Source organism: Nocardioides sp. YIM B13467 (assembly GCF_042788075.1).
Lineage (GTDB): Bacteria > Actinomycetota > Actinomycetes > Propionibacteriales > Nocardioidaceae > Nocardioides.
On record NZ_JBHZPJ010000046.1, the window covers coordinates 3115986 to 3141232 of the forward strand.

General features: G+C 66.7%; 25 protein-coding genes and 1 tRNA gene. 11 read left to right on the plus strand and 15 right to left on the minus strand.

Annotation, left to right across the window (positions count from 1 at the left end; genetic code table 11):
• Nucleotides 1-16: 16 nt before the first annotated feature.
• From ACFX43_RS22030 to ACFX43_RS22075, 10 genes are all read left to right on the plus strand, one after another.
• Nucleotides 17-922, plus strand: a complete 906-nt coding sequence (locus tag ACFX43_RS22030; protein WP_378834832.1) for a phosphotransferase family protein — start codon at nt 17-19, stop codon at nt 920-922.
• A 51-nt stretch (nt 923-973) separates the two neighbouring features.
• Nucleotides 974-1384, plus strand: coding sequence for a hypothetical protein (locus ACFX43_RS22035; RefSeq protein ID WP_378834834.1), 411 nt, complete (start codon nt 974-976; stop codon nt 1382-1384).
• Between the two features lie 69 nt (nt 1385-1453).
• Nucleotides 1454-2704 (plus strand): glutamate-5-semialdehyde dehydrogenase, encoded by a 1251-nt coding sequence (locus tag ACFX43_RS22040; protein WP_378834839.1) that lies wholly within the window; start codon nt 1454-1456, stop codon nt 2702-2704.
• 30 nt (nt 2705-2734) lie between these two features.
• The gene (locus ACFX43_RS22045) at nt 2735-2896 is read left to right on the plus strand and encodes a hypothetical protein (protein WP_378834842.1); all 162 of its coding nucleotides are present in this window, start codon (nt 2735-2737) and stop codon (nt 2894-2896) included.
• A gap of 11 nt (nt 2897-2907) precedes the next feature.
• Complete coding sequence (nadD, locus tag ACFX43_RS22050) at nt 2908-3594, plus strand: nicotinate-nucleotide adenylyltransferase (protein WP_378834844.1); 687 nt, start codon at nt 2908-2910, stop codon at nt 3592-3594.
• Nucleotides 3591-3965 carry a ribosome silencing factor gene (gene rsfS, locus ACFX43_RS22055; protein ID WP_091047921.1) on the plus strand — a complete coding sequence of 125 codons (375 nt, stop codon included), beginning with the start codon at nt 3591-3593 and terminating at the stop codon, nt 3963-3965. Before nadD ends, rsfS begins: the two co-directional genes overlap by 4 nt.
• A gap of 6 nt (nt 3966-3971) precedes the next feature.
• A complete protein-coding gene (locus tag ACFX43_RS22060) occupies nt 3972-4607 on the plus strand; it encodes a histidine phosphatase family protein (RefSeq protein ID WP_378834848.1) in 636 nt (211 codons plus the stop codon).
• Nucleotides 4608-4669: 62 nt separating this feature from the next.
• A tRNA-Ala gene (locus tag ACFX43_RS22065) sits at nt 4670-4742 on the plus strand.
• Nucleotides 4743-4902: 160 nt separating this feature from the next.
• Entirely contained in the window at nt 4903-5178 is a 276-nt protein-coding gene (locus tag ACFX43_RS22070) for a helix-turn-helix transcriptional regulator (protein WP_378834852.1), read from the plus strand.
• Nucleotides 5178-6470, plus strand: coding sequence for a tyrosine-type recombinase/integrase (locus tag ACFX43_RS22075; protein WP_378834856.1), 1293 nt, complete (start codon nt 5178-5180; stop codon nt 6468-6470). The genes ACFX43_RS22070 and ACFX43_RS22075 overlap by 1 nt, the downstream gene beginning before the upstream one ends.
• A 377-nt stretch (nt 6471-6847) precedes the next feature.
• Here ACFX43_RS22075 and ACFX43_RS22080 read toward each other — a convergent pair whose 3' ends face one another.
• Entirely contained in the window at nt 6848-8227 is a 1380-nt protein-coding gene (locus ACFX43_RS22080; RefSeq protein ID WP_378834860.1) for a hypothetical protein, read from the minus strand.
• A gap of 1000 nt (nt 8228-9227) precedes the next feature.
• Between ACFX43_RS22080 and mobF the strand changes: the two genes are divergently transcribed.
• A complete protein-coding gene (gene mobF / locus ACFX43_RS22085) occupies nt 9228-12743 on the plus strand; it encodes a MobF family relaxase (protein ID WP_378841069.1) in 3516 nt (1171 codons plus the stop codon).
• Nucleotides 12744-12908: 165 nt separating this feature from the next.
• Here mobF and ACFX43_RS22090 read toward each other — a convergent pair whose 3' ends face one another.
• The 14 genes from ACFX43_RS22090 to ACFX43_RS22155 form a co-directional block, all read right to left on the minus strand.
• Nucleotides 12909-14219 carry a hypothetical protein gene (locus tag ACFX43_RS22090; protein WP_378834862.1) on the minus strand — a complete coding sequence of 437 codons (1311 nt, stop codon included), beginning with the start codon at nt 14217-14219 and terminating at the stop codon, nt 12909-12911.
• Nucleotides 14216-14569: a hypothetical protein gene (locus ACFX43_RS22095; RefSeq protein ID WP_378834866.1), complete on the minus strand. Its 354-nt coding sequence runs from the start codon at nt 14567-14569 to the stop codon at nt 14216-14218. The genes ACFX43_RS22090 and ACFX43_RS22095 overlap by 4 nt, the downstream gene beginning before the upstream one ends.
• 68 nt (nt 14570-14637) lie before the next feature.
• Complete coding sequence (locus ACFX43_RS22100) at nt 14638-15225, minus strand: hypothetical protein (RefSeq protein ID WP_378834868.1); 588 nt, start codon at nt 15223-15225, stop codon at nt 14638-14640.
• 10 nt (nt 15226-15235) lie between these two features.
• Nucleotides 15236-15658: a single-stranded DNA-binding protein gene (locus ACFX43_RS22105; protein ID WP_378834871.1), complete on the minus strand. Its 423-nt coding sequence runs from the start codon at nt 15656-15658 to the stop codon at nt 15236-15238.
• 106 nt (nt 15659-15764) lie between these two features.
• A complete protein-coding gene (locus ACFX43_RS22110) occupies nt 15765-16184 on the minus strand; it encodes a hypothetical protein (RefSeq protein WP_378834873.1) in 420 nt (139 codons plus the stop codon).
• 406 nt (nt 16185-16590) lie between these two features.
• Entirely contained in the window at nt 16591-18333 is a 1743-nt protein-coding gene (locus ACFX43_RS22115; protein WP_378834877.1) for a TraM recognition domain-containing protein, read from the minus strand.
• 20 nt (nt 18334-18353) lie between these two features.
• Complete coding sequence (locus ACFX43_RS22120; RefSeq protein ID WP_378834880.1) at nt 18354-18851, minus strand: hypothetical protein; 498 nt, start codon at nt 18849-18851, stop codon at nt 18354-18356.
• The gene (locus ACFX43_RS22125; RefSeq protein WP_378834884.1) at nt 18848-19933 is read right to left on the minus strand and encodes an ArdC-like ssDNA-binding domain-containing protein; all 1086 of its coding nucleotides are present in this window, start codon (nt 19931-19933) and stop codon (nt 18848-18850) included. The genes ACFX43_RS22120 and ACFX43_RS22125 overlap by 4 nt, the downstream gene beginning before the upstream one ends.
• 613 nt (nt 19934-20546) lie before the next feature.
• Nucleotides 20547-21134, minus strand: a complete 588-nt coding sequence (locus tag ACFX43_RS22130; RefSeq protein ID WP_378834897.1) for a hypothetical protein — start codon at nt 21132-21134, stop codon at nt 20547-20549.
• 10 nt (nt 21135-21144) lie between these two features.
• The gene (locus ACFX43_RS22135) at nt 21145-21489 is read right to left on the minus strand and encodes a TIGR02391 family protein (protein WP_378834901.1); all 345 of its coding nucleotides are present in this window, start codon (nt 21487-21489) and stop codon (nt 21145-21147) included.
• An 82-nt stretch (nt 21490-21571) separates the two neighbouring features.
• Nucleotides 21572-21817: a hypothetical protein gene (locus tag ACFX43_RS22140; protein ID WP_378834905.1), complete on the minus strand. Its 246-nt coding sequence runs from the start codon at nt 21815-21817 to the stop codon at nt 21572-21574.
• A gap of 49 nt (nt 21818-21866) precedes the next feature.
• Nucleotides 21867-22322 (minus strand): hypothetical protein, encoded by a 456-nt coding sequence (locus tag ACFX43_RS22145; RefSeq protein WP_378834908.1) that lies wholly within the window; start codon nt 22320-22322, stop codon nt 21867-21869.
• Nucleotides 22319-23506, minus strand: a complete 1188-nt coding sequence (locus tag ACFX43_RS22150) for a hypothetical protein (protein WP_378834910.1) — start codon at nt 23504-23506, stop codon at nt 22319-22321. The genes ACFX43_RS22145 and ACFX43_RS22150 overlap by 4 nt, the downstream gene beginning before the upstream one ends.
• Nucleotides 23507-23843: 337 nt before the next feature.
• Complete coding sequence (locus tag ACFX43_RS22155; RefSeq protein ID WP_378834912.1) at nt 23844-25229, minus strand: VirB4 family type IV secretion system protein; 1386 nt, start codon at nt 25227-25229, stop codon at nt 23844-23846.
• Between the last annotated feature and the right edge of the window lie 18 nt (nt 25230-25247).

The window sequence follows — 25247 nt, forward strand, 5'->3', positions numbered from 1 at the left end:
CCGCTAACCTCGCCGGGTGAGCTTCGGTGAACTCGGTGGGGGCCTACGGCCCCTCGACGGCGGCTGGTCGGGCGAGACGTTCCTGGCAGAGGCAGGCGGGGAGAGGTCGGTCGTGCGGGTCTTCGCCGACCCGCGCCACCACCCGCAGGCCGCGGAGGTCCACGAGGCCCTGCACCGTCTGGTGCGGGGCCTCGTCCCGGTCCCGGACGTCTTGGAGGTACGCCGAGCCGACCCGGCCACGGGCACGCCCGGGCTGCTGGTGACCGAGTTCGTCGAGGGCGTACGCGGCGACCTTCTGCTCCCCGACTTGGACGAGGCGCAGCAGGGCAGGCTCGGACGTCGCCTCGGAGAGGTCGCGGGCACCCTGGCCGGGATGCCGTTCCTGACCGCCGGGACCTTCGTCGACAAGGACCTGCGGGTCGAGGCGTTCGCCCTGGACCTGACCGAGTGGGTCGAGTCGTACGCCGAGCGTCTCGACTGGTCACCGGCCGACCTGGAGGGCCTGCGGGACGTGGCCGCCGACGCCCAGGACCTGCTCGACACGGTCTCCCGGGTGAGCCTGGTGCACAGCGACCTCAACCCCAAGAACGTCATCGTGGACCCGAAGACGCTGCGCGTGCGCGCGGTCCTGGACTGGGAGTTCGCCCACGCCGGCTCACCGTTCGCCGACCTCGGCAACCTGCTGCGGTTCGATCGGGAGGCGGCGTACGTCTCAGGGGTGCTGGAGGGCTACGTCGCGGTGCGCGGGGGCAGCGCCACGGATGCTCTCGAGCTGGCCCGCGCCGCGGACCTGGTCGCGCTGGTCGAGCTCGGGGCGCGGCGTACCGCCAATCCGGTGGCTGCCCGGGCGCACGACCTCCTGCTCGAGATCGCTCGATCCGGGGATGTCCACACCGCCCCGGAGGGCTCCGATCGCGGCTAGGATCGGAGCGCGCCGGACGGTGCCGGCGCAACCTGGGGGATGGTTGTGGGAGTGAGTGATCTCGACGGGACTCGGGGCCCCGCCGGAGCTTGGTGGCGTGGCTGGACGCCCTGGATCTCGGCGCTCGTGCTGTCGGCGCTGTTCGCGGGGGCGACATCGGGGATCGCGTTCGTGCGGAAGTCCTATGAGCCGCCGGTGGACTATCCGGCGATGACCGAGTCCGAGCCGGCGGCGAGCACCTCGTCGTCCGCGCCGGCGAAGCAGGACCGCCGCGAGTCGCCGTCGACCCGACCGACGGGCGCGCCCGCCGACCCGACGCCGGTGAAGGCGCCGCGGAAGGTCCGGCCCTCGGCCTCCGGATCGGGGAGTGGCGAGCCGAAGGCGACGCCGGAGCCGGCCGAGAGCCCGTTCGACCCGCTCGGGGGTCTCGGCGTCCTACTGGGACTGGGTGAAGAGGACTGACCCCGGCCGTGCGGTCCGCACGTCGAAAGGGTGGTGGCTGCGCACGCTGGACGGCATAGGCTTTCTCGCATGAGTGCAGAGGCAGTGATCCGTGAGGTGGCGGCGAAGGCACGAGAGGCGAGCTACGAGCTCGCGGTCGCGCCGCGCAGCGTGAAGGACGCGGCGCTGCACGCGATGGCCGACGCGCTCCTGGCGCGGGCCGACGAGGTGCTGGCGGCCAACGCGGCCGATGTCGCCCGTGCCGAGGCCTCGGGCAGCCCGGCCAACATCATCGACCGCCTCACCCTGACCCCGGAGCGTCTCGACGGCATCGCCGCCGCGCTCCGCGAGCTCGCCGCGCTCCCGGACCCCGTAGGAGACGTCGTACGCGGCAGCACCCTCGCCAACGGCCTCGAGCTGCGCCAGGTGCGGGTGCCCTTCGGCGTCGTCGGGATGATCTACGAGGCTCGCCCCAACGTGACTGTCGACGCGGCCGGGATCTGCCTGAAGTCCGGCAACGCGGCGCTCCTGCGCGGCTCCTCCAACATCGCGTCCAGCAACCTGGCGATCGCCGCCGTGCTCCGCGACGCCGTCGTCTCCGTGGGCCTCCCGGCCGACGTGATCCAGGTCGTTCCCGGTGAGGGCCACGACTCGGTCAAGGCGCTGATGCGGGCCCGCGGCCTGGTCGACGTGCTCATCCCGCGCGGTGGCGCGGGGCTGATCCGCAGCGTCGTCGAGGAGTCGACGGTGCCGGTCATCGAGACCGGGGTGGGCAACGTACACGTCTACGTCGACAAGGCCGCCGACCTCGAGAAGGCGGTCTCGATCGTGGTCAACTCCAAGACCCAGCGCACCAGCGTGTGCAACTCCGCCGAGTCGCTGCTCGTGCACGCTGACATCGCCAAGGAGTTCCTGCCCATGATCGTCCCCGCCCTGCAGGAGCGTGGGGTGCAGATCCACGGCGACGAGGCCTTCCAGGCGTACGACCTAGTCGAGCCGGCCACCGACGAGGACTACGCGGCCGAGTTCCTGGCGCTGAAGATCAGCGCCGCGGTCGTACCCGACCTCGATGCCGCCATCGCCCACATCCGGCGCTGGTCGAGCGGTCACACCGAGGCGATCCTGACCGAGGACCTGGGTGCGGCCCGGCGGTTCACCGCCGCCGTCGACTCCGCGGCGGTCATGGTCAACGCCTCGACGCGGTTCACCGACGGCGGCGAGTTCGGCTTCGGCGCGGAGATCGGGATCTCGACCCAGAAGCTGCACGCCCGGGGCCCGATGGGGCTGCCCGAGATGACCTCGACGAAGTATGTGGTCACCGGGGACGGGCACGTGCGCTAGTGGCAGCTGCCACAAGGTAACCTGTGCGCCATGTCGAACTCTGTTGTGTCGAGCATCTTCACCTCCGCTGAGCACGGGGCCGAGCACGGCACCTCTGGCATCGAGTGGGTCATCGGCGGCGGCGCCCTGGCGATCCTGGTCTTCGCGCTCCTGGTCCTGGTCTGGTTCGCCGGCGGCCGTGAGCACTCCTGAGCGCTGATCAGATGGGCAGCGGGGGAGCGCCCGAGCCAGGTCTGGAGGGCCTGACCGGCAAGCGCCGCGTCGGGGTGATGGGTGGCACCTTCGATCCCATCCACCACGGCCACCTGGTGGCGGCCTCCGAGGTGCAGTCGTTCTTCGACCTCGACGAGGTCGTCTTCGTGCCCACCGGCGACCCGTGGCAGAAGGCCGACCGCGACGTGTCGCCGGCCGAGCACCGCTACCTGATGACGGTCATCGCGACCGCCGCCAACCCGCGCTTCACCGTGAGCCGGGTCGACATCGACAGGGCCGGACGCACCTATACGCGTGACACGCTGCGTGACCTCGCCAAGGCGCTGCCCGACGCGGAGCTCTACTTCATCACCGGTGCCGACGCGCTGGCCGAGATCTTCACCTGGCGCGACACCGACGAGCTCTTCGCGCTCGCCCAGTTCGTGGGATGCACGCGCCCGGGCTACAACATGGATCCCGAGGTCATCGCGAAGATCCCCTCCGACCGCATCACCATGCTCGAGATCCCGGCACTGGCGATCTCCTCCTCCGACTGCCGCGAGCGGCGTCGCCGTGGCGAGCCGGTCTGGTATCTCGTCCCCGACGGCGTGGTGCAGTACATCGGCAAGCACGACCTCTACCGGCCCAGGGACTCCGGGGCCCCTCAATCCAAGACTCTCCATAAGGACCGCGTATGACCGCGACCGAGCACGCCATCGAGCTCACCATCACCGCCGCCCGGGCGGCCTCGGACAAGAAGGCCGGACACATCCTGGCCTTCGACGTCAGCGACCAGCTGGCCATCACCGACGCCTTCGTGCTGGCCTCCGCGCCCAACGAGCGGCAGGTGCAGTCGATCGTCGACGAGGTCGAGCTGAAGCTCCGCGACCTCGGCTCCAAGCCGCTGCGCCGCGAGGGGCACAAGGAGGGGCGCTGGGTGCTGCTCGACTACGGCGAGATCGTCGTGCACGTCCAGCACGAGGAGGAGCGCCAGTTCTACGCCCTCGAGCGGCTCTGGCGTGACTGCCCCTCGATCTCGCTGCCCGCCGACATCGTCTCCGAGGGCTGAGGTCCGGTGGTCGAGGCCGCTGAGATCCGTCGCCTCATCCTGCTCCGCCACGGCGTCACCGGCTGGAACGCCGACGGCCGCTACCAGGGCCAGACCGACATCGAGCTGGCCGAGACCGGCCACCAGCAGGCCAAGGCCGCTGCTCGCGCGCTCGGGACGACCTTCGCCGTCACCCGCCTCGTCTCCTCGGACCTGATGCGGGCACGGCAGACCGCTGCGTACGTCGCCGAGGAGACCGGCCTGGAGGCCGCGTACGACCCGCGGCTGCGGGAGGTCTGTGCAGGGGAGGCCGAAGGGATGAACCGCGCCCAGATTCTCGAGCGCTTCGGTGAGATGCCGGCCAGCTGGGAGCCCTACGGCGGGGAGTCCTGGCCCACGGTCGCGGCACGCTTCAGCGGCGCGCTCCACGACGTCGTCGAGAACGTGGCACCCGGCGAGACCGTCGTGGTCGTCGCTCACGGCGGTGCCATCCGACAGGGTCTCGCCGCCTTCCTCGGCTGGGACCCGTCCGTCGTCACCACCCTCGCCCCGCTGACGAACTGCGCCTGGATCGAGCTCACCGCCCGGGAGTCCGCCCACGGACTCATCCCGTCGGCGCCCTGGCGACTCGCGACGTACGGAATGGGGACCCCGATTTCGTGATCGCGAGAGCATTCCGCTAATGTTCTTCTCGTTGCCCGGGCTGATCACCGGGACAACGCCACGGGGGTGTGGCGCAGCTGGTAGCGCATCTGCATGGCATGCAGAGGGTCAGGGGTTCGAGTCCCCTCACCTCCACCGAAACACCTGATCAGGGCCATGTTCTGAACCTTCACAGAAGGTCAAGAACATGGCTCGATCCCATTTATGTCGCATTTTTGGTTCCGGTTTCGGGACCTCTCGCAGTCGTCTTGGACTGGCTCGGAAGACTTCGTCACCAGGTGCGCACCTCTGGTGCATGAACACCTTCGAGAACACCGCCGAGACCAGCACCGCTGATGTCCACCATGACAGCAACGTCGTCCAGGGCGCCTTCGAGGCGTCGTACTCGCTCAAGGACCTTGCCTCCGAGCTGCACGTGAGCGAGCAGACGATCTACGACCTGCGCACCCAGGGCCGCGGACCGGTCGGGTTCCGGGTCGGTCGCTGCTTGCGCTTCCGCCGGTCCGAGATCGAGGCGTGGCTGGCGCGGCTCGAGGAGGAGGACGCCGGACGACAGGGCGGGGGAGCGTGATGGCCGGCAGACCACGCACGTCCATCGGGACCTACGGCACCATCCATGTGAAGCGAGTGGGGAAGCGACGGTATCGAGCGCGCACACGAGTCCGCGACGCCGACGGCAGGCTCCGCGAGGTCAAGGCGACCTCCCGTTCAGGAAACCAGGCCAAGGCGCTCCTGCGGGACCGGATCAAGGTTCGCGACGGTTACGGCGCCAGCGGCCTGCTGTGCGTGTCCAGCCCGTTCCCCGACCTGGCGAACCTCTGGCTGCGGGAGCTCGCCGGCCGCGACATCGCGAACAACACCAAGGAGAACTACCGCGACGACCTCCGGGTCCATGCGATGCCGTTCTTCGAGAACTACACCCTCGGTGAGATCACCACCGGCCGGGTCGAGACGTTCCTGCAGCAGCAATACGCGGTGTCGTACTCCATGGCCAAGCACTCCCGCACCCTGCTGAACCAGTTGTTCAAGTTTGCGATCCGCAACGACGGGATGGTCCGCAACCCGGTCGAGGGAACCTCGCCGCTGGCCAAGCCGAAGGGCAAACCTCAGGCGCTCACCCCCGAGCAGATCCTGGCGATTCGCAAGGCTGCCAACGAATGGCGTACCGGCCTGGGCGTCAAGGGTCCCAAGCCCGATGGGAACGTACGAGACGCGATCGAGGTCATGCTCGGGACTGGGATGCGACCGGGGGAGACGCTCGCGTTCCGCCCGATCGACGTCACCGAGACGAAGAGCGGCATGGTCATCGAGGTCTGCGGCACTCTCGTCTACGAGCAGGGCAAGGGCACGTTCCGCCAGGACCACCCGAAGACCGACGCCTCTCACCGCCGCATTCCGGTCGCGAGCTTCGCCGCCGACGTGATCCGCCGCCGCCTGAAAGACATGGGGCCCGACGAGCAGGAGACGCCCGTCTTCCACAACCGCCATGGTGGTGTGCTGAGCATGTACAACTTTCGGCGCACGTTCCGGGCGTTCCTCGAGATCGCCGACCTCCAGGACTCCGGTGTCACGCCCCGCTGGTACCGCCGTACTGTCGCGACCATCATCGCCCGCGAGCACGGCCTCGACGCCGCCGCCGCCCACTTGGGCCACACCTCCAGCGCGATCACCGAAGGGTTCTACGTCGAGCCCGACATGACCGTTGAGCACGAGATCACGCTTGCGGTTCAGGCATCCGGTCGGACGGACAACCCGGACTTCTCGGTTCTGCGGCAGGGCGAGGATGAGGAGCAGGAGGATGTACTCGATCAGTTCGAGGAGGATGAATCAGGGCGTGAAGGCGCAGACACGAAGTCAGCGTGAGCCGTCGCGCGGGGTGAACCCGAGGAAATTGCTGTAGATGGAGAAGACGCGTGCACCTCGGGCTTGGTGAAGTCGAGGGAGTGTGCGCGCACTGGGTGGACCGGAATTCACCGTGAAGAATGCGCTGGTTTGAATGCATCATCGTAAATTCGCGTAGCATCTCTGCGCGTTGCGGTCTGGGTGCCGGTGTACTGGATCCCCCCTTCCCCAGTAACAAGGCGCCCGGGCCGCACGCCACCCTCGGCTGGCCGCGACTACCGGGCCGACAGCACTCGGTGGGGGATTCGGACGCCCACGGCTCCTCGGCCCGCGCTGGCGCTCGAGGTCGTCCACGATCCACATCAGCGGCTTTCCCGTTGCGAGGCATTGGGTGTTCGTCAGAACACCTGGAGCTTCTCTGCGGCATTCTTGAGGGCATCGGCGCCAGGAAGCACGTAGTGGTCGAGCACTGTGGTGAGCTTGTCGCCGAGGAAGAGTGCGACGTCGGACCACTCTAGGCCGAGCTCGTCGTGCCACCAGGTGGCAGCGTGGTGACGCATGTTGCGGTACGTGATGAAATTCGGCCACGCGTTGTCGGCGTCATGCTTGTCGACCCAGCGGCGGACCTTGTGCCAATAGAGATTGTGCGACTCTGAGCGTTGCGGCAGCCCCGTGTGCGTGTCGGTCCACAGCCAACATTCGTCTTCGGGCTCTACGAAGACCTCCCACCAGCGGTCGGGACTCGGCGCCTGGCGGGCGCGTCTCTGTCGTTCTCCTGTGATCGCGTTGACGAGCTGTTGCTTCGAGGCATCGCTGGGAAGGTTCATGGCGAGGCGGCAGGACTCGATGAGCTCGGTCATCAGCGAGGCAGGAAGTGGCACCTTGTGGACCTGCTTGTTCTTGACTGGCCCCCTGAACGGCGGACTGTCTTGGGAGCGGGGCTGGGTCCAGGAGCCGTTGACGAATATGCACCCCTCGTCGAAGTACACGTCGACGGCGCGCAGCCCGAGTTGCTCGCCGAGGCGCAGACCTCCGTAGCCGGCAACTCTGTACCGAGTGCCGAGGAAGGGGAAGCGGGCGAACATCTGATACTTGGACAAGACCAGGTTGTCTGCCGCGTCGGCCATGGCGTCGACCATGCGCCTCTCGGGGCGGAGGCTCTTGTCGACGTACTTGGAGCTGGCGGCATGGTAGCCCTGCTGATGTGCGATCTTGAGACCGTCGAGCGGGTCGACAGAACGAGGCAGCCATCCGTCACGCCAGGCGAGCTTGCGCATTGTGGACATGGTTGTGCGCACGTCCTCCAAACCTCGCGGCCGGCGGCTTTTTGCAGCCGAGTCGAGGACCTTTCGGGAGTGCGCGACGCGCCATTTGTCGACACGAACATTCCCGATGGCAGGCACGATGTGGGCCTTGATGTGGGAGGCACGTTGCTCGATGGTGCGCGCGGCGAGTCGTTGTTCTCGAGCCTCGGCCAGGGCGGCTGCGCCCAGGACCTCGATGGTGCGAACCCGGCGTTCGGTGGTCGTTGCCGGTGCGTGGTCGGTCAGTCCGTTCAGCCATTGCTCGGTTTGGGCGAACAGGTCTCGGGCTTCTGCCTCGTCCGCACGCGACCTCGTGGTCGGCTCCCAGGTGTCAGGCGTGGATTCCGAGGGGACCTTGAAGGTCAGGCGGTACTTCGGGTACTTGGCGGTCGGGGCGTAGAGGATCACTCGCCACGGCTTTTGAAGCCCGCCGTGGTGGCGTTCTCGGCCCTTGGCCAGGACTTTGGCAGCCATCACGCCCTCGCAATGCGCTTGGCGTGGCGCTTCATGGGAGGCCCGACTGGCCGCTGCGCGGGCTCATGCGTCTCGGCGGCTAGCTGCTCGTCCTCCCACGCCATCAGCAAGTCGAGCCGGTATCGGCCGGCGACGGGCCGGGGGAAATCCGGACTGCGGAGCAACGCGTAGCCTTTGGTTCGACCCCAGCGGTAGCGGGCGATGACCTCGCCCGCGGTCAGAAAGACGTGGCGAGGATCTTGGGCGATCACGTCTGTGGTCGAGGCGACGCGGGATGCTCCTGATGGCCTCATGCGAGTGAGGTGTGCAAGAGTCCCCGACCATCCCCTTGTTCGTGGTTGGAACGCCGCGTACGGCGTCGCCGTGACGGAACAGGTGGTGAGCATCGGGCCTCCGGGTGAGATGACTGCTTGGAGGAGTTCAGGTTCGTGCGACATGAGCTAAATAGCTCCGGTCGCTGCATCGTCTGTGGAAAACCCGGCCACCGGGCTCACAGAAGGGCATCACATCGACCAACCGTCGGTGTGCTCTGGTGCTGGGGGTATGCGATGGCGGTGCGGAAGTCAGCGCGTCTGAAGGCGGACGCACGGTGGGTGCGGCCATGCGCACTGGTGGGTGCGTAGAGTTCGAAGGCGATGAGGTGCGGTACGCCCTTCGCGTTCGAGGGGATCGAACGCTTTGCGCACGGTGCACCAGGTGGCCGTCGGTCGGGTCGAGCCGGGGCAAACGTGCGGCGAAGTGTCGGTGCCGTGCAGACAACCCAGTCGTATGCGACAACTGAACGCTGCTCTTGGGCGCACAAGGAAGATCCCCGGCTGACCGGACGTCGCGCCGAGCAGCGAAGCCGTTGACCGCCGGCGCCAGTCGACTTGGGGTCGATCATCCTCCGGCTCAGATGATCACACGAATGGCAGATCGAGGGCGTCTCCGTGGGTTCTGGGCGCTGACGCGCACCTAAAGGTCATCGGAGGTACTTGTCATGACGGTGTCGATGCGGGTGATGCATTCCGGTGACGGCTATAAGTACCTCCTCCGCAGCGTGGCAGCAGGTGACGGCAACCGCGCGCTATCTACGTCCCTGACCCGCTACTACGCTGAGGCAGGAACACCGCCCGGGCGCTGGCTGGGGTCTGGCCTGCCGGCTATCGGTAACGGACGCATTATGGCCGGGGCGCAGGTCACCGAAGCACAGCTCGCACTGCTCATCGGCCTCGGTCGCGACCCGGTCACCGGAGAACCTTTAGGGCGGGCCTACCCCGAGTACAAGTCGATCGCGAAGCGGGTCGAGGAGCGATTAGGGCAGCTCGATGCAGGTCTGCCGGAGGCCGACCGTGCCATTGAGACGGCACGCATCGAGACCGAGGAGGCAGCCCAGACCGGACGTCGAGCGGTTGCCGGATACGACTACACCTTCAGCGTCCCGAAGTCGGTTTCGGTGCTGTGGGGCGTGGCCGACGCCACCACCCAGGAACTGTTGCTTGCTGCCCACCATGCTGCGGTCGATGACGTTCTCGGCTACATCGAGCGCGAGGTTGTCGCTACCCGGGTGGGGGTTGCCGACGCCGACGGTGCGGTCGCCCAGGTCGGCGTCCAGGGGATCATCGCGACGGCGTACGACCACTGGGACTCCCGCGCTGGCGATCCGCAGCTCCATACCCACGTCGTGATCTCCAACAAGGTCCGGGCCGATCTCGACGGCCGCTGGCGCAGCCTCGACAGCCGGCCGATGCACGCCGCGGTCACGGCTGTCTCGGCCTATTACAACGCCGTGCTCGCCGACCGGATCACCGGCACCTTCGGCCTCGCCTGGGAGCAGCGGGGGAGAAGCGAGGACCGCAACCCGCAGTGGGAGATAGCGGCAGTACCCGAAACGCTGATCAAAACGTTCTCCAGTCGTACGCGGGCGATCGAGGCGGAGAAGGAGCGGATGATCCAGGCGTACGTCGAGAAACACGGCCGCCGGCCGAGCAACAATACGATCGTCATCCTGCGTGCTCGGGCGACCCTTGCGACCCGATCACAGAAGCAGCTGAGGTCGTTGGCCGACCTCACCGCCGAGTGGCGCCACCGGGCCGGTCGCCTCCTACGGCGGGATGCGGATGCATGGGCGCGTACGGCGATCTCGCAAAGCACCGCGACGACGGTGACTGCCGACCAGCTCCCCGGCGAGCTCATCGAAGAGGTCGGTTCCCAGGTCGTCACTGAGGTGAGTCGGAGGCGCTCGACCTGGCGGCACTGGAACCTCTGGGCCGAGGCATCCCGCCAGACGATGCACTGGCGAATCTCGACCGCAGCCGGACGCGAGAGCGTCATCGCCAAGATCGTCGCGTTCGCGGAGGACGGTTCGATCGCACTCACACCCCCGGAGCTCACCACGAGTCCGCCCGCGTTCCAACGCGCGGATGGCACCTCCACCTTCCGTCCCCGTTACGCCACCCGCTACTCATCCATCGCGGTCATGGCCGCTGAAGACCGCCTTCTGAAACGATCCGACGACCGAACGGCGCCGAGGATCACCGCGCGGACCGTCGAAGGCGCCGTGCGCCGCCACGAAGACCGTCGCATCCTCACCCGCGGCCAGGCCGACGTCGTCGCAGCGATCGCTACTTCCGGCCTTCAGGTTGACCTGCTCGTGGGCCCAGCCGGCGCTGGGAAGACAACCACCATGCACGCGCTCCTGCAAGCCTGGACAAGCGAGTTTGGCCGCGGCAGTGTCGTCGGGCTTGCCCCGTCGGCCGCCGCAGCCGAAGTCCTCGCCGGAGACCTTGGCATCCGCTGTGAGAACACCGCGAAGTGGCTCCACGACTACGCGGGCGGCGCCCGTTGGCTCCACCGCGGACAACTGGTGATCATCGACGAGGCCACCCTCGCTGACACCAAGACTCTCGACCAGATCACCGGTATCGCGGCACTCGCCGGGGCCAAGGTGCTCCTTGTCGGGGACTCGGCACAACTGCAGTCGGTCGAGGCAGGCGGTGCCTTCACCCTCCTTGTCGCTGCGCGTTCCGACGTACCCGAGCTCACCGAGGTCCACCGCTTCATCCACGAATGGGAACGAACGGCCAGTCTCGATCTCCGTGCCGGCCGCCTCGAGGCGATCGCCGCCTATGCCCGCCACGGACGTCTCCGTGACGGCACGACCGAGGAGATGATGGAGGCGGCGTACGCTGCATGGCTGGCCGACCAACGCGATGGCCTGGCGAGCATCCTGGTCACCGAGTCGACCGAGACCGTGCATGCCCTCAACATCCGCGCCAGAGCCGAGCGCATCCTATCTGGCCAGACCCGTCCCTCCCCCGAGGTCGTCCTCGCCAGCGGGGAGCCGGTGTCGGCCGGCGACCTGGTGATCACGCGCCGCAATGACAGACGTGTGCGCTCGCCACGCGGTGTCTGGGTCCGCAACGGGGATCGCTGGCGTATTCAGGGCGTCGGCAAGGACGGCAGCCTCGTGGTCCGCTCACAGAAGGGCGACGCCGCCACGCTCGTCCTGCCTGGGGAGTACGTCTCCGAGCACGTCGACCTCGGCTACGCCATCACCGCCCACCGCGCTCAGGGGCTCACCGTGGACACTGCGCATGTCCTCGTGTCCGCGAGTACCACGACGGAGAACCTCTACGTCTCGCTTACTCGCGGACGAGAATCGAACGATGCCTACGTCGCCCTCGACCAGCCAGACGAGACCGACGCCGCCCTGCCTGCCGGCGATGGCGTCAACGCTCGCACTGTTCTCTACGGAGTACTCCAACGATCCAGCGCCGAGCTTTCCGCACACCAGACCATCACCGTCGAGCAGGAAGCCTGGGGATCGATCGCTCAGCTCGCCGCCGAGTACGACACCATTGCGGGGGCAGCTCAGCGTCCCCGGTGGGAAGCCCTCGTTCGTCGTTCCGGCCTCACCCAAACACAGGCAGACGCCGTTGTTGACGGCGACTCCTTCGGCCCGCTGACCGCGGCGCTCCGTCGCGCCGAAGCGCACGGCCACGACGTGGACACCCTTTTCCCGAGTCTGGTGGCCAAACGGGACCTCTGCGACGCAGACGACATCGGTGCCGTCCTCCAACACCGGCTGCGCCCCGCGGCGAGCCGATCCTCGAGAACTCAGATCACGAGAACCGACCAGCGCTTCATCGCAGGTCTCGTTCCTGAGGCTACGGGCGAGATGGCGCCAGTCATGCGACGTGCCCTGGACGAGCGTCGAAGCTTGATCGAAGCACGCGCCATCGCGTTAGTTGAGTCCGCCGTGACAAGCCGCCCCTCGTGGCTCCGCCGACTCGGTGTCCCACCGACATCGCCCACTGCACGCGCCTGGCTGACGTCGGTGGCGACGATCGCGGCGTATCGCGACCGCTACCAGGTCATCAGCGATCTGCCGCTCGGCCCTGGCGCCCGAACCGAGGCCGAACGCGCCGACCGTCAACGAGCCCTCATCGCCCAGCGGCGCGCCTCAGCGATAGCGACCATGCCGGACTCTGAACGTCGAGAAGCATCCGTCGTCGACCAGCGGATGTGCACCTAGCGGGCACGTACCGGAAGAGATCACGTCGAGCGGTGTCGTCAGGACGGGCGGGAAGAGCATCTGTATCGAGCAGACCGATGGCGGCATAGGTCGGCATCAGCCATGTTCAAGACCATTGGCAGAGGCACCGACAGTTCAACTGAGAATGTTCGACGACTGGCATCGCTACCGTCGCATATGTGCCGGCGCTTCGATTGCGATCGCCGCATACAGTTCTGCCCGGTTTCGGGCGCCAGTTTTGGCGGACTCGACAGACTCTTGGGTTCGTCGAAGGCGCGTGCCGACGAGTCCAAGGAGGTCCGAGTCGCCGGCATGCTGAATCGGGCCGAAGCGCTCGCGAAGTGGCTTGACCAGGCTCGAGCTGTTCGCATCGATGAGGGGAACCTTCGCACGTCTGAGAATGGTCTTGTTCAGGATGCCGGTCTCGATGAGGTCTGCGATGCGGGTGTCGACTGCGGTGAACCGCTTGTCGAAGGCGGCGAGCATCTTGTCATCCGGCATCGTGTCGTCGGGCAGGGATACGAGACGAGCGATGACGTTGTTGGCTTCTCCGGCTGCCGACGCGCCTTTCGATGAACGGCGCGGGGCGACGTCGCGCAGCGATCGGCCGATCAACTCGTAGGTCTCCGCCCTGGCCTGCCAGCGAGCCCGAAGTTCGGCATGCGCCGTCCGCTTCGAGAGATCTGCGGAAACAGCCACCTGAGCAGAGACGGCGAGTCGGAGGTTGGTGGGTGCGATGGAGTCGGCGAGGCGTACGAGGAGATTCTGTTCGGCTTGAAGGACGCCAAGGAGACCAGGGCGAGCAGGGCCGCGGACGAACCTCAATGGAGGCCGCCAGCCTCGGTGGTCGACGGTGTAGTCGGGAGGGCCGATGCTGGCCTCCAGTCCGGTGGCGAGGGCGCTCCAGCCGAGCCCGCCGACGCGGGAGAGGGTCTCCCAGCCAGGCACGGACCTGTAGCGGTGGTCGAGGATGACAAGGGCTTGTACGACCGCAGCGACGTCTTTCATGACGGTGTGGCATTGGGTGGCGTCGAGCATGCCGTGGCCGGCACCTGCGTAGAAGTCGTGTTCGCCGATCGCTGCTGCGGAGGCGATCTGTCGCCAGGTCTCGACGAGCTCGACCTCATGGGCCGTGCTCAGCTCCTCCAGAGGCGGGAGCGGCGCGGTCGAGGCGTCGATGGCGCGTTTGAGGCCGGTGCGGAGGAGATCGTAGGGTCCGTCGGCGACGTTGCCATTGTGATGGTCGACGAATTCGTTGGCACCGAGGTACGGGTCTGCCGCGACGGTAGCCTGATGGCACCAGACCAGGATGCCTTGCCGGTAGCGACGAACTTGGGCGCCGTAGTCTTGGCGCCGTCTGAGGGCGCTGTTTTTGAGTGCGTCTGGCTTGCCGCTGAGCCGGTGTTGGACCCGGTGCTGGCGCAACAGGGTCGTCAGTCCCGTGCGGATGGCCTCGCCGTTTTCGCCGTAGGTCACGACGATTCCGTGGGATCGATCCACGACGGCAGCAGCCGTGCGCCATGCCCATCCAAGCTGTGGTCGAGCGTCCACGCGTCGGTCAGGTAAGCAAGGGCGAGTTCGATATGCAGCCCGTCTAGACCGTACCGACGGAGGTCGGAGGTTGATTGCTGTGCCAGCCGATACATCGTCGCGGGGTCGTCGAGCGGGATCTCGGTCGTCGCGGGGACTTGGTCACCATGAACCGAGTCGAGGTAGATCAGGACTCGGTCGTAGGCAACCGAGCCCAGGACCGTGGCGGCGCTGTCGGCCAGCGCGGCAATGTAGGAGCGCACTTCGGCGATGGCGATGGCATGGGCGAGAAGCATGAGTCGGACTCCTTCGGTTGGTTGATCTCGTGACCCTCGCGGCACCCGACGTGGTTGACGCCGCGTGTTCAGAGATCTGTGGACAACTGCGAGCCGAAGCGCCATCGAGAGCTGTCGTCGGCCCCGCCGAGGCGGTCCATGAGGTCACGGGCTCGCTCGTGGGCGACATCGCGTGCTTCGTCCTCGAGTTGGCGGCGCGCAGTGAGGTCGTCGCGAACGAACTCCTTGAAGTCGCCATCTCGGTTCTCGATGGCCTGCTCGACCGGAGAGACGGTTGGTGGTTCGCCGGGCCACGCGGCTTGCCGGGTTGGTCGGTCGCGGTCGAGCTTGGTGCCGCAGGTGGTGACCCAGTCGCGTAGCCGTTGCCGGGCCTCGGCGAACTCGCGGTGCCATGCCAAGGGTGCGGATGGCGGGGCTTCAGGGTCGTACGCATTGAGCCATGCGGTGTGCAGTGCGGAGAGCTCCCAGACGAGCTCGTCGTGGCGATGCCACAGGGGAGGTATGACTGCGACTGCGAGTCCGTAGGCGTGGCGTAGCCAGTCGACCCAGGCGTTCAAGTCCAGCCACTCGCCCTGGGCTTCCTCGGCGGTGAGCAGGTTCCAGTTGATCGGGCGGATGATCTCGTCCCCGGAACCGCCCTCGTACGTCGCGGCCATGACGTCGACCTCAGAGACCAATGGCGTGGTCAAGGGCCTCGGTCACGGCCGGGGGTGCTGGTTTCGATGTTGTCGGCTGGCGGCGTACGACCTCATAGTTGGTCCGGGCCAGATCGTGTCCGATTCGCCGGGCGACGAACTCCTCGCGCGTGACCGGCTGGCCGGCGAGGTTGGTCTCGTACTCGTTGATGTATCCGGAGGCGACGAAGGAGTCCCCCACCTGGAACCAGGAAAACGCCCGTTGCGCGGTGGTCTCGAAAGCGACCAAGTCGCAATGAACCGGGTCGAGGCGCGTGAAGGTGCCGTCGGATTCCTTGCGGAACTGTTCCACTCCGACCCTCGCGCGGAACCGGTGCACGCCGTTGCGGGTCTTGGTCAGTTCTGGGCTGGTGGCGATGTAGCCGTGCAAGCTGAGCTGGGTGGGGATCGACATGAGTGCCCTCCCGAATACGCACCTCCGCCGCTCGGGGATGCTCTTGAAGAGCAGGTGCGCAACGACGGCCACGCGGCCACACGGGCCGCCGGCGGGCTGTCTTCGATTACCTCGGTACGGCGGGGGTGAGCTGCGTACGTCTCATTCTCTTGTCGAGTCGGTGCTGCTTGGCTACGGCGCGGAGTTGATGACGCCGAGCGCGCGCGAGTGTCTTTGCGTCGAGCCGGTCATAAACTCCCGACCCGCCGTCCTGGCTTCCCACATATACGACGCCGCTGCGGTGAGTATGCGTCCCGTAACCGGTCGAGAGCGCGACCGCGAGCGCGGAGCCGGGTTCGACCCGGTCCCACCAGAACCAGGCATCATGAAGTGAGTCTTCGCCAGCGATGGAGATCGTCGCCTTCGTGCCGGACTCGGCGAGTTGGTAGACGGCGATGACGGTGACGATGGAGAGCCCGTGGTCGGAGGCATACATGAGGAACCGCTGCCATTCGGCGGCGGCCAACTGCTCACGGCGCCCGAACATGTGTTCACGATACGCCACGGATACCCCGCAAGGAACCGTTCATGTGTTCGACATACAGTTGGGTTGTGGGGTCGAACGGTCAGGGGCATTGGAAGGTGGGCCTGTGGGACGGAGACCGCCATACCACGTCTGGGTGGATGTCTCGGCTCGGTTTGGGGAGCACAGCCAGCCCGGGGTGCTGCTCGCCTGGAGGCGGGCGGAGGTGCCGCCGGGGCAGCCGCCGTGGGAGTGCTTGGTCGTACACGCTGCCACCCCGCCGCCGATGAATCCGGATGCGATGACGCTCTACCAGTCATGGGTGATGCCGCATATGGTGCGGCCCGTCGACGCGGAGTTACTTCGTGAAGATGCGGCGCGTTTGCGGGCGATGACCGATGTTGCGCGCCGGGGACGACGGATGGGTCGATCACGGCCGACGTAGCTGATCCTCCACCTCCGCTCGAAGCTGGGTGAGGCGGTTCCGCTCAGGACGGTCGGTCCAGCGTCTCAGGTCGGTGACGATCGGGGGAGTCGACCGGAGCATGACGAGGCCGGTGCCGAAGGGAAGCGTGCGGATGGCGTCGGGCGCGAGGACGGGTACGCGTCGAGTGGAACGCTGGAGCCCGCGGGACCCGTGGTCGCCGATGGTGAGGGTGTCGGTGTGTTCGTCGCGTTCGCCGATGAGGGCGGAGAGGTCTTGGAGGTCTCGGGCGGCGGCCGTGCCGCCGAGGATTACCTTGACGATGGCAGCGTCCCAGATCGCGTGAGCGGCGTGCTCGCCCCACTTGTCGCGTGCCTGAGACAGCGACTGGAGCACGGGCATGGTGGTGATCCCGGTGCCACCGCCCTCTGCCATGAGGGTCGGTAGCGAGGGAAGGGGGGCGAGGTTTCCGATCTCGTCGAGTGCAAGCAGTAGGGGTGGGTCGAGTCGCGCGCCGGTGGAGCGTGCGGCGAGGTGCCGGGCGGTCTCGACGAGGTCTTCGACGAAGGCGGCGACCAGGGGCCAGCATGCCCCGGCCCCGGCACCGGTTGCGAGCAGGTAGAGGGTTCCGGCGTTGCGGAGGAAGTCGGAGGGGTCGAAGGCTTCTTCGTCGTCGGGGCTGACCGCGTCAAGGACTCTGGGGTCAGCGAGGCTGGAGAGGGCGAGCGAGACTCCCATCCAGATGGAGTCGCGGGTGCGGGGGTCGGACTCGATCATCGAGTCCAACGACTCTGCCCAGCCTGTTGCTGCGTTGGGGTGGTTGGCGAGGATGGCGACGGCGTCGGCAGCGGAGGCGGGGGAGAGGGTCCAGGAGAAGAGCTCGGCAGGGGTGCGTGCGTCGAGGGCCGCGGCGTGGAGCAGTCCTTGGAGCACGGTTCTGGTCTTGCCTTCCCAGAAGCTGCCGCTGTCGACTCCGCCGGCGGAGAGTCCGGTGGCGGAGGCGAGCCCGGTGGCGCGGATCATCGCGGTGAGCGGGTCTTGGCAGCCGCGTACGGGTGACCAGCGCAGACCGTGGGGGAGTCCGTCGGCGAGGCGTTGGGGGTCGAAGACGGCGACGGGTCCGTGGTCGCGGCGGGCGCTGATGGTGGCGGTGATGTTGTCGGGACGGGTCGCGGTGGTGACGACTGCGCCGGGGGCGTCGAGGATCGCGTTGATGACGAGGTGGAGGCCTTTGCCAGAGCGTGGCGGGCCCAGGATGAGCGTGGAGTCCTCGACCGAGCTCCACACGCCACGTCCGCGGGAGCGGCCCAGGAGGTAGCCGACGTCTTCCGCGCTCGGACGTGTGAGGTCTGGGCGAAGGGCGCTTGCGCGCTTGAGGAGGGCGCGTTCGGACGCGGTACGCATGACTTCGCGTCTGGTCGCGACCCCCGAGGCATGTCGTACGTCGCGTTCCGAGGTTGCGCGGATATTGCTGAGCACACGCCATGCCGTCCAGACGAGTGCCCCTGCAGCGACGGTCAGCGCAGCGACCACGCACCAATAGGCGATTGCGGGCAGGCCGGGGGAGTCGAGGGCTGTGGCTGGGGTGAATGGATGGGCGATGACCGTGATGGCACTGTCTATGCCACGTCGGGGCTGGGTTGCCCCGGTGAGCCATGCCGCGATGGTTCCCGCGATGCGGAGAAGTCCGAGGACGAGTGCGCCACCGAGCACGAGCCCGAGGCCGAGGTTGATCAGTTCGTCATCCATCTGGCGTGCGTAGGGGCCAGTCATCGATGTTCCATCCCGCCCTCGGTGAGCGGGACGACGACCTGCGAGGTCTGTCCGATCAGGTAGACAGCGCCGCCGTAGCGCTGCTCGATCGCCGGAGGTACGCGAAGGGGCACGGTGCCGTCGGGCTCGGGTGTCCGCCTGTCTACGATCACGGCGACCAGTACGTCCTCATCCGGATGGAATGGACCTTGGGAGTGTTGCAGAACCGGCGGCGGGTCGACTGGCCTCGGCGGATCGGAGGCGACCTCCCGTGGTGCTTCGATGTCGACGTACTCCTCGCCGTCGGCCTCGATGATCACCACGCGGATTGGCCCGTAGTCGTTCGCGAGGTGTTGCACCAGCTGACGGACGCCGTCACGTCGGAGCGTCGCGGGCACCTCGTACGGTTCGTTGTCGATGGTGACGGTAGCTGCGCCCTCAGCGTTGATGCGGATCTCGACGGCGGGCAAGATGAGCGGCACACCGCGCGCGTCCACGGCGGATGCGTGTGTCACAGTCCCACCTGCTTCGAAGGTTTCGTCCATCGGACCGCCCGCGCCGAGTCCGCCTCTACGCCGGCATCTCGTTCAGCTCCATTCCGGGTGAGCCCAGGAGGGTCGCCGTTCCCGATCTGCTCGGTGTCGAGGCCATCGAGGATGGAAATAGCGGTGCGACGTACGCGCTCGGCGGTTGCCTGGACGACCTCGACCGGACTGGATCCGGGTGTGTGGGTGGCCCAGGTGGCGACGTATGGGATCGAGTAGCTGCTGGTGTCCAGCCCATGTGCGGCGGAAACCATCGCGGCGACGGACTCTGCCTCGACCTCCTGGATCCCGCGATGACTCTCTGCCCCGATGATCTCCTTCAGAGACGCTGTTGGGTCGTTCCCGTGCAGCATCACGTGGGCGAGCTCGTGACACAGCGTCTTGACCTGCGCGGCCTCGTCCATGTCCATCCGTACCGAGACCTCGCGCTGCAGGTAGTCGGTTTGCCCGTTGCGCCCGAAGATCGCCTGCGCGTCAGATACCAGCCGAAGTTCGAAGCCGTGGTCAGTGATCTGATCGGCCAGCCCGTCCCACAGCCCGTCAGGGGCGGCACCTTGGAGGATCTTCGGCCGCGGAGGCTCCGGGATCGGGTCGCCCTCGGTCTGGGAGATGTCGAAGACGTACGCCAGGCGCAGCCCGATCACCTTCGACTTCACTGTCTCGTCGGCCCATGGTTTCTCACCGCGGTTCAGGCGGCGCCAAGACTCGGGATCGGAGGGGCTATCTGAGGCGAACCTGCCTTTGACCGGGGCGAAGATCTGGTAGCCGTGCTGGCCCTTCACGATGCTCCGGCCGAGGCTTTGCCATTGCTTGAACCCGGCGACGTACGTCGGATAGGGGCCGGGCACCAAGCCGAGCTCGTGGGCCTCGAGGTGCTGGGCCGCGATCAGCGCGGAGTTACGGAAGGAACGCGATCGGAACCGTGCCGAGAACTCGACTGCCTTGCGCCAGTCGTGGCCGGTCACCAGTCGCCCGACCGCCACGGTCAGGCGCTCCTGGAGCGCTTCGAGCTTGACGCCGCGGTCGGTGCGGATGTTCGTGTCTGCCCACATGTTGTGAGGTGCGCATGCTGGACCGGGAAGGCTCGGCCTGTCTCCAGTGGACTTCGGCGGTGGGCTGCAGGCCTCTCACGGTCTGGTTAGGCGTCCTAGTCTTGACGCGGCCGCTCCGGACGCCGAACTGAGGCGACCCCAAGGCGGCGGTAAGACGCGACGGGCGAGATCGGTGGGCGCCGATGGCTACCTTGCGGCTTCCGACCCAGCGGGCGTCGCAACTTGGCACGGCATGATCCGCGACGATAACGGACCAGCACACTCCGTACGACCACCAAGCATCCCGACACCGTCCGAGGGTCTCGCGCAGCGCGTCACCGTTCTCGCAGAGCTTGACCTGACCGAACTTCCGGACGTCCGCGAGCGGAGGGCAGGCCTCGTCGCTCTGGATCGCACATTGGACGAGTTCCGTGGCTGGCCGACCGACCATCAATGTCGCGACCCACCCGGGTCACGACCGATTCGCCGACGCCTCGCGGATCGGGTGCATACCGCGGCGGGCCCCTGCTCCGCGCCACTCACCCGGGAACGGCCTGTGCCCTTGGACCCCCGCGCCCTGGGTGCTGGGCAAGTCGCTCCCCGTCCCGCAGCCCGTAAGGCATGCGGGTAGCCGTTACGGGACGCGGAGCCCCGAGCGACAGGCCGTTACGAAGGCGTCAATGGCATTCTTTGCGTCATGCAGGTGGCCGTACGCGAGGTTCGGTGGGGCATACATCTCCAGGTCGGCCTCGGCCCACCACAGGGCCTCATGCATCTCCTTGGCCGCCGTCGCTTCGGCCTCCGTGCCGAGCAGCACGATCCGGCTCACGTCGTCTTCCATGGCGGTCAGCAGTTCGGTGACCTCCATCTGGAACTCGATGAGGATCTCCCGGTCCTCGCTCGACAACATGCCGGGCAGCCCTTCTTCGGGCGCTTCGATCAGGTTGTTGTGGCCCGCAAGCCACGTAGGGCGGTCGTCGTAAGTGCCGTCCGGGGAGTTTAGAAGGGCCGCAGCGCTGTACAACTCGCGGTGCACGTGCCCGGCCTTGCTTAGCAACGCCGTCGTGATGTCGAGACGGTCGCGAAGCCATCGCGTTTCGTCCTCATCCTCGCGCCGTTCCCGCTCGGCTCGTCGTGCCAGGATCTGAGTCACCACGGCAGCGGTAAGCGTTCCTGCGATGCCTAGGCCGCCGACGAGTAGTTGCGCCGTCGCTGGCTCCATGCCTACCTCCTTACGCCGTCTCGACGATCGCCACGTCCACCCAGCGCGCCAGGATGCTGAACCCCGCCAGGTGCTCCAGAGTGTCCTGCTCCGGCGTGGCCCCGGCCAGCTCGTGGCCGAGCCGGTTGCGGATACCCACGTACAGGCCCTCTGCCAGCGACCGGGCACCCCGGTGCACGCTCCTGAAGGTCTTGCTGCCGTCGTTAGGCATGAGCCGCAGTCGGGGCTCGGTGGAAGTCCCAATCGTGGTCCGGGTGGTCGGGCCGCTTCGCCTGCCGCATTCCGGTAACGCCCGGTCGAGAATCTGCTCCACCAGGTGGGCACGTTGCGGTCGCGTCGCGGCTCTGCATATCACATTAAGCGGGGATTCGGCGCGCAGAAGTGGGAGTGGGAACCCATGATCGCCGAGTGAGAACCTTGCTGACGATGCCAGATCCTCACGCGTCAGTTTGATATTCCAGCCCGAGTTGGCGAAGGGTGTCGATGTCGCTCACGTGCATCTCGCTCTCTCGCTGAATCAGAAGTGTTCCGCTCAGATTGACAAATCCATGGATGAGATCGACTGCCGCCCGCAGTGGGTTCCCGTTCTCGGCGTCATCAATGATCGAACGTATACGGTCGAAGATAAAGTCATCGATCCCATCCGGATCAGACGCCCAAGCAGTCATGACCTCGATAGCCATCTGAGTGTTACGGACCATTTCGGGGCGCAAGTCTCAGCCCTCCTAATTGCTAATCGTTGGCGGCCTTGAGCAGCGCACCATTCTGGACTGCCGCATCTCGGAACTGCTTTGCCAATCGCTCTCTCCGAGATCGGCCGATCTCCCGAAGATCGACACTTGCGTGACCATCGGGGTAGTCGCCCTCGCAGCCATCATTGGCGCCGCCGCATGCGCACGGCTTCAGGCCATCGTCGTACACCTTGGCCCCGTTGGCGCTTCCATCAATGACCCCGACGGGCCAGACACCCGCCAATGGCGACTTGCCCTTCCAAGCGGCTGCTACGTCCTCCACCGGGACCCCTTCGCGGAAGGTCGACATCATACTGTCGTGAGAGGAACGCATGAAGGCTGATGAACTTGGACGCCCGTCATCCTTCATGGCGGCCTCCGGAACCACGCGCCGAAGGACCTCGGGGCCGCGGATCTCGGGGCCAGTGGGGGCTGGCTCGGGCGTCGATGTCGTCATGAAACGCTTCCAGTCTCAAAGAAGTCGCGCAGGTGATCAACGCTGTACGGGCCTTCGAATTCTTCGGGGTCATCCGCGATGCCGTCGTCTGCACAGAGATAGATCTGCTGCCCTTCGGCCTCGATGACCGCAACCAAGTGTCGATCGTCGATCTCAGACTCGAGGGCCAAGGTGCCGTCGGTCCTAGCGACCATGTCCGGGACCCGCGCGAGCAAGGAGAGCGAGGGGATCGCCTCAGCCATGGCCACGACGATGCCGTCGCTGGGCCTGAGGCTAGTGGGTTCCCACCAGCCGTCCTCGAGTTCAGCGAGTTGGGCCAGGCGTGTATACATCTTCTTCTCAATCGGGGTACGAATGACTTCCACGGCGACAACGTCATGGAGCTCGCGGACGATGCCCGTGTCGCCCACAACCGACCATCCAGTCAAACGCACGTCAGGGGCAGTGACGCCATCCTCGGCAAGAGCCTCCTTCACTGACCTACTGACGCTGCCTTCGCCCGCCGCAATGCGGCCGTGAACTTGGGCCGGCTGACTTGGCATCCGGAGCCGAAAGGTCTGGGCGGTGCCGTCGAACTCGGTGATCACGCCCTCAATCTGAACCTGCTCGGGTTCTGACCGGTCTTTGAGGGAATCCTCGATCGAACGGAGTGTGTTGCGCACCTGCAGATCCAGGATCACAGACGGTGCGTCAGGGACTTTCGCTGGATCGGATGTCGCGAGCTCGATCTGCTCCGCGTCATCAAGGGTCCGACCGATCCTAGTTATGAGAGCGACACTCTCCTTGGCAAGAGCCGTGGGGACCTGCCGATCGTCCCGTACACCCTCCAATGCGCGAACGAGCGCTATGGGGGCTCGCTGGATGGCAGGAAAGATTTCCTCGGGATCGTCCTTCTTAGTCCAGCCCTTAGGGCGCTGCAAGACGAGTTGAGGTTTCGCGCTGCCCTCTCCAATCGACACGAGTCTCAGGTCGAAGAGCTCTGCGAATCCGCCGGGAACCCGGGTGCGGTCCGGGTGCGCATTGAGCCACTCGATGCGTGCGAGTTGGAACAGGGCCCCACTGAGGACCTTTAGCTCCTGCACCGCTTCGGCAGGCATGCCGGGCGCGTCGAAGCGCGCGCCAGCAAGGCGCACGTAGATGTAATCGCCGCTGCCCTCTGTGACAGCGCTCGACTCGCCGGACATGCCGCGGAACTTATCACCACCGACAGCTCCCAGTGATGGGAATGACCCGAAACGAATGGGCCCAGAACCGTGATGGTCCGTTGTCCGAACCATCGTGGTCCGTTGTCCGCAGAATCCGTCGATCGACGAACGACGTCGATCGACCTCCTGGTCGCGCACGATCTTGCTGAAGTTGCCCCAGTCACGCCACGAATCTCGACTGGGCGTCGCGGACATGCACACCCGCTTGATCTGTTCGGAGGCAAGGGCATATAGCCCCGATTCTGATCCGTAGCCCATCCTGGGTGGAGTGGGCTAGCAAGCCTTCCAGATCTGACAGATCCGAGAGTTGACGTCGTCACCGACTGCCACTTGCACGGGCAGATGTGTCATAGAGGGCTAGCTCGTCGGGGTGCAGTTGGTGCTGCACGATGAAGGAGCGGTCCTTGATCCGCCACAGGCCCTGTCCGGTTCCGAGGGTCGGCAGCAGCGAGCGTTCCGTGCTGGTGAGACCCAGCGACTCAGCGGTGGTTCCGAGTTGGTCGGACTCCTGCCGGTAGACGACGCGGGTTTCAGCGTTCGCGAGGAGGGAGGAGGCGAGGGCGCGGGCGGTGGAGCCTTGGTCGCCGACGTTGTCGAGGTCGGTGAGCTTGTGGAAGACCAGCATGTTCGCGATGCCGTAGTGGCGGGCGAGGCGCCAGTGGGCGTCCATGCGTCGCAGGAGCGCTGGGTGCTGCATCAGGCGCCAGGCCTCGTCGTACACGACCCATCGTTGGCCGCCGTCGGGGTCGAGGAGTGCGGACTCCATCCACGCTGAGGCGCAGGTCATGAGGACCGAGATCAGGGTGGAGTTCTCGGATACCCGGGAGAGGTCGAGGGAGACCATCGGGAGGGTCGGATCGAAACGTACGGTCGAGGGGCCGTCGAAGAGGCCCGCGAGATCGCCGGCGACGAGGCGCCGAAGGCCGTGACCGGCAAGCCGGCTGTCCTCCGTCAGCCGGCCGTCGGGGTCGTCAGCAGGGTCGGGGGAGAGCAGGCGATCAACGACCAAAGGCAGGACGGGGACGTCGCAGGTGCGGACGACAGCTGCGAGGGCGATGTCGACGGCGGTGTGCTCCAGCGGGGTCAAGGGTCGGTTGAGCATGGTCTCAGTCAGGGCGCCGACCAGGTCACGCCGCCGGGCTGTGACTTGGCTTGCCCACTCGGTGTCATCAACTCGTGAGGGTCGGTGGCCTTCGTCGAGTGGGTTGAGCCGGTTGGGCATGCCGTGCCCGAGGGCGATGGCCTGTCCGCCGAGGGCGTTCGCAACTGGAGTGTGTTCGCCCTTGGGGTCGCCGGGGACGTAGACGCGGCGGCCGAAGGGGATGGAGCGGGCATAGAGGCTTTTGGCGAGGGCGGACTTGCCGGCGCCGACGATGCCGGCGAGGACGAGGTTGGGTGCGGTGATGAGGCCGCGGGCGTAGAGGACCCAGGGGTCGTAGACGAAGGAGGAGCCGGAGTAGAGGTCTTGGCCGACGAAGACGCCGTCGGCGCCGAGTCCGCCTTCAGCTAGGAAGGGATACGCCCCAGCGAGCGTGGCTGAGGTGTCTTGATGTCGCGGGAGCCCAAGGCGGCCAGGTGTACGCAGCGCGGCTGGTCCAGGCTCGCCCGAGCGCGGGAGGTAGTGGGCGGCTCGACGATCCTCGGAGAGCGTCTCGGCCGCGGTCCTAGCGCGCGATCGCGCTTCTTCGCGATATTGGGCCACAAATCGTTTCGCGAGCTC

Bases quoted from the DNA above. Each gene is read 5' to 3' on its own strand.
- ACFX43_RS22040 (WP_378834839.1), top strand. From the start codon at position 1,454: ATGAGTGCAGAGGCAGTGATCCGTGAGGTGGCGGCGAAGGCACGAGAG.
- ACFX43_RS22045 (WP_378834842.1), top strand. From the start codon at position 2,735: ATGTCGAACTCTGTTGTGTCGAGCATCTTCACCTCCGCTGAGCACGGG.
- nadD (WP_378834844.1), top strand. From the start codon at position 2,908: ATGGGCAGCGGGGGAGCGCCCGAGCCAGGTCTGGAGGGCCTGACCGGC.
- rsfS (WP_091047921.1), top strand. From the start codon at position 3,591: ATGACCGCGACCGAGCACGCCATCGAGCTCACCATCACCGCCGCCCGG.
- ACFX43_RS22070 (WP_378834852.1), top strand. From the start codon at position 4,903: ATGAACACCTTCGAGAACACCGCCGAGACCAGCACCGCTGATGTCCAC.
- ACFX43_RS22075 (WP_378834856.1), top strand. From the start codon at position 5,178: ATGGCCGGCAGACCACGCACGTCCATCGGGACCTACGGCACCATCCAT.
- ACFX43_RS22080 (WP_378834860.1), bottom strand. From the start codon at position 8,227: ATGGCTGCCAAAGTCCTGGCCAAGGGCCGAGAACGCCACCACGGCGGG.
- mobF (WP_378841069.1), top strand. From the start codon at position 9,228: ATGCATTCCGGTGACGGCTATAAGTACCTCCTCCGCAGCGTGGCAGCA.
- ACFX43_RS22095 (WP_378834866.1), bottom strand. From the start codon at position 14,569: ATGCTTCTCGCCCATGCCATCGCCATCGCCGAAGTGCGCTCCTACATT.
- ACFX43_RS22100 (WP_378834868.1), bottom strand. From the start codon at position 15,225: ATGGCCGCGACGTACGAGGGCGGTTCCGGGGACGAGATCATCCGCCCG.
- ACFX43_RS22105 (WP_378834871.1), bottom strand. From the start codon at position 15,658: ATGTCGATCCCCACCCAGCTCAGCTTGCACGGCTACATCGCCACCAGC.
- ACFX43_RS22110 (WP_378834873.1), bottom strand. From the start codon at position 16,184: ATGTTCGGGCGCCGTGAGCAGTTGGCCGCCGCCGAATGGCAGCGGTTC.
- ACFX43_RS22115 (WP_378834877.1), bottom strand. From the start codon at position 18,333: ATGGATGACGAACTGATCAACCTCGGCCTCGGGCTCGTGCTCGGTGGC.
- ACFX43_RS22125 (WP_378834884.1), bottom strand. From the start codon at position 19,933: ATGTGGGCAGACACGAACATCCGCACCGACCGCGGCGTCAAGCTCGAA.
- ACFX43_RS22130 (WP_378834897.1), bottom strand. From the start codon at position 21,134: ATGGAGCCAGCGACGGCGCAACTACTCGTCGGCGGCCTAGGCATCGCA.
- ACFX43_RS22140 (WP_378834905.1), bottom strand. From the start codon at position 21,817: ATGGCTATCGAGGTCATGACTGCTTGGGCGTCTGATCCGGATGGGATC.
- ACFX43_RS22145 (WP_378834908.1), bottom strand. From the start codon at position 22,322: ATGACGACATCGACGCCCGAGCCAGCCCCCACTGGCCCCGAGATCCGC.
- ACFX43_RS22150 (WP_378834910.1), bottom strand. From the start codon at position 23,506: ATGTCCGGCGAGTCGAGCGCTGTCACAGAGGGCAGCGGCGATTACATC.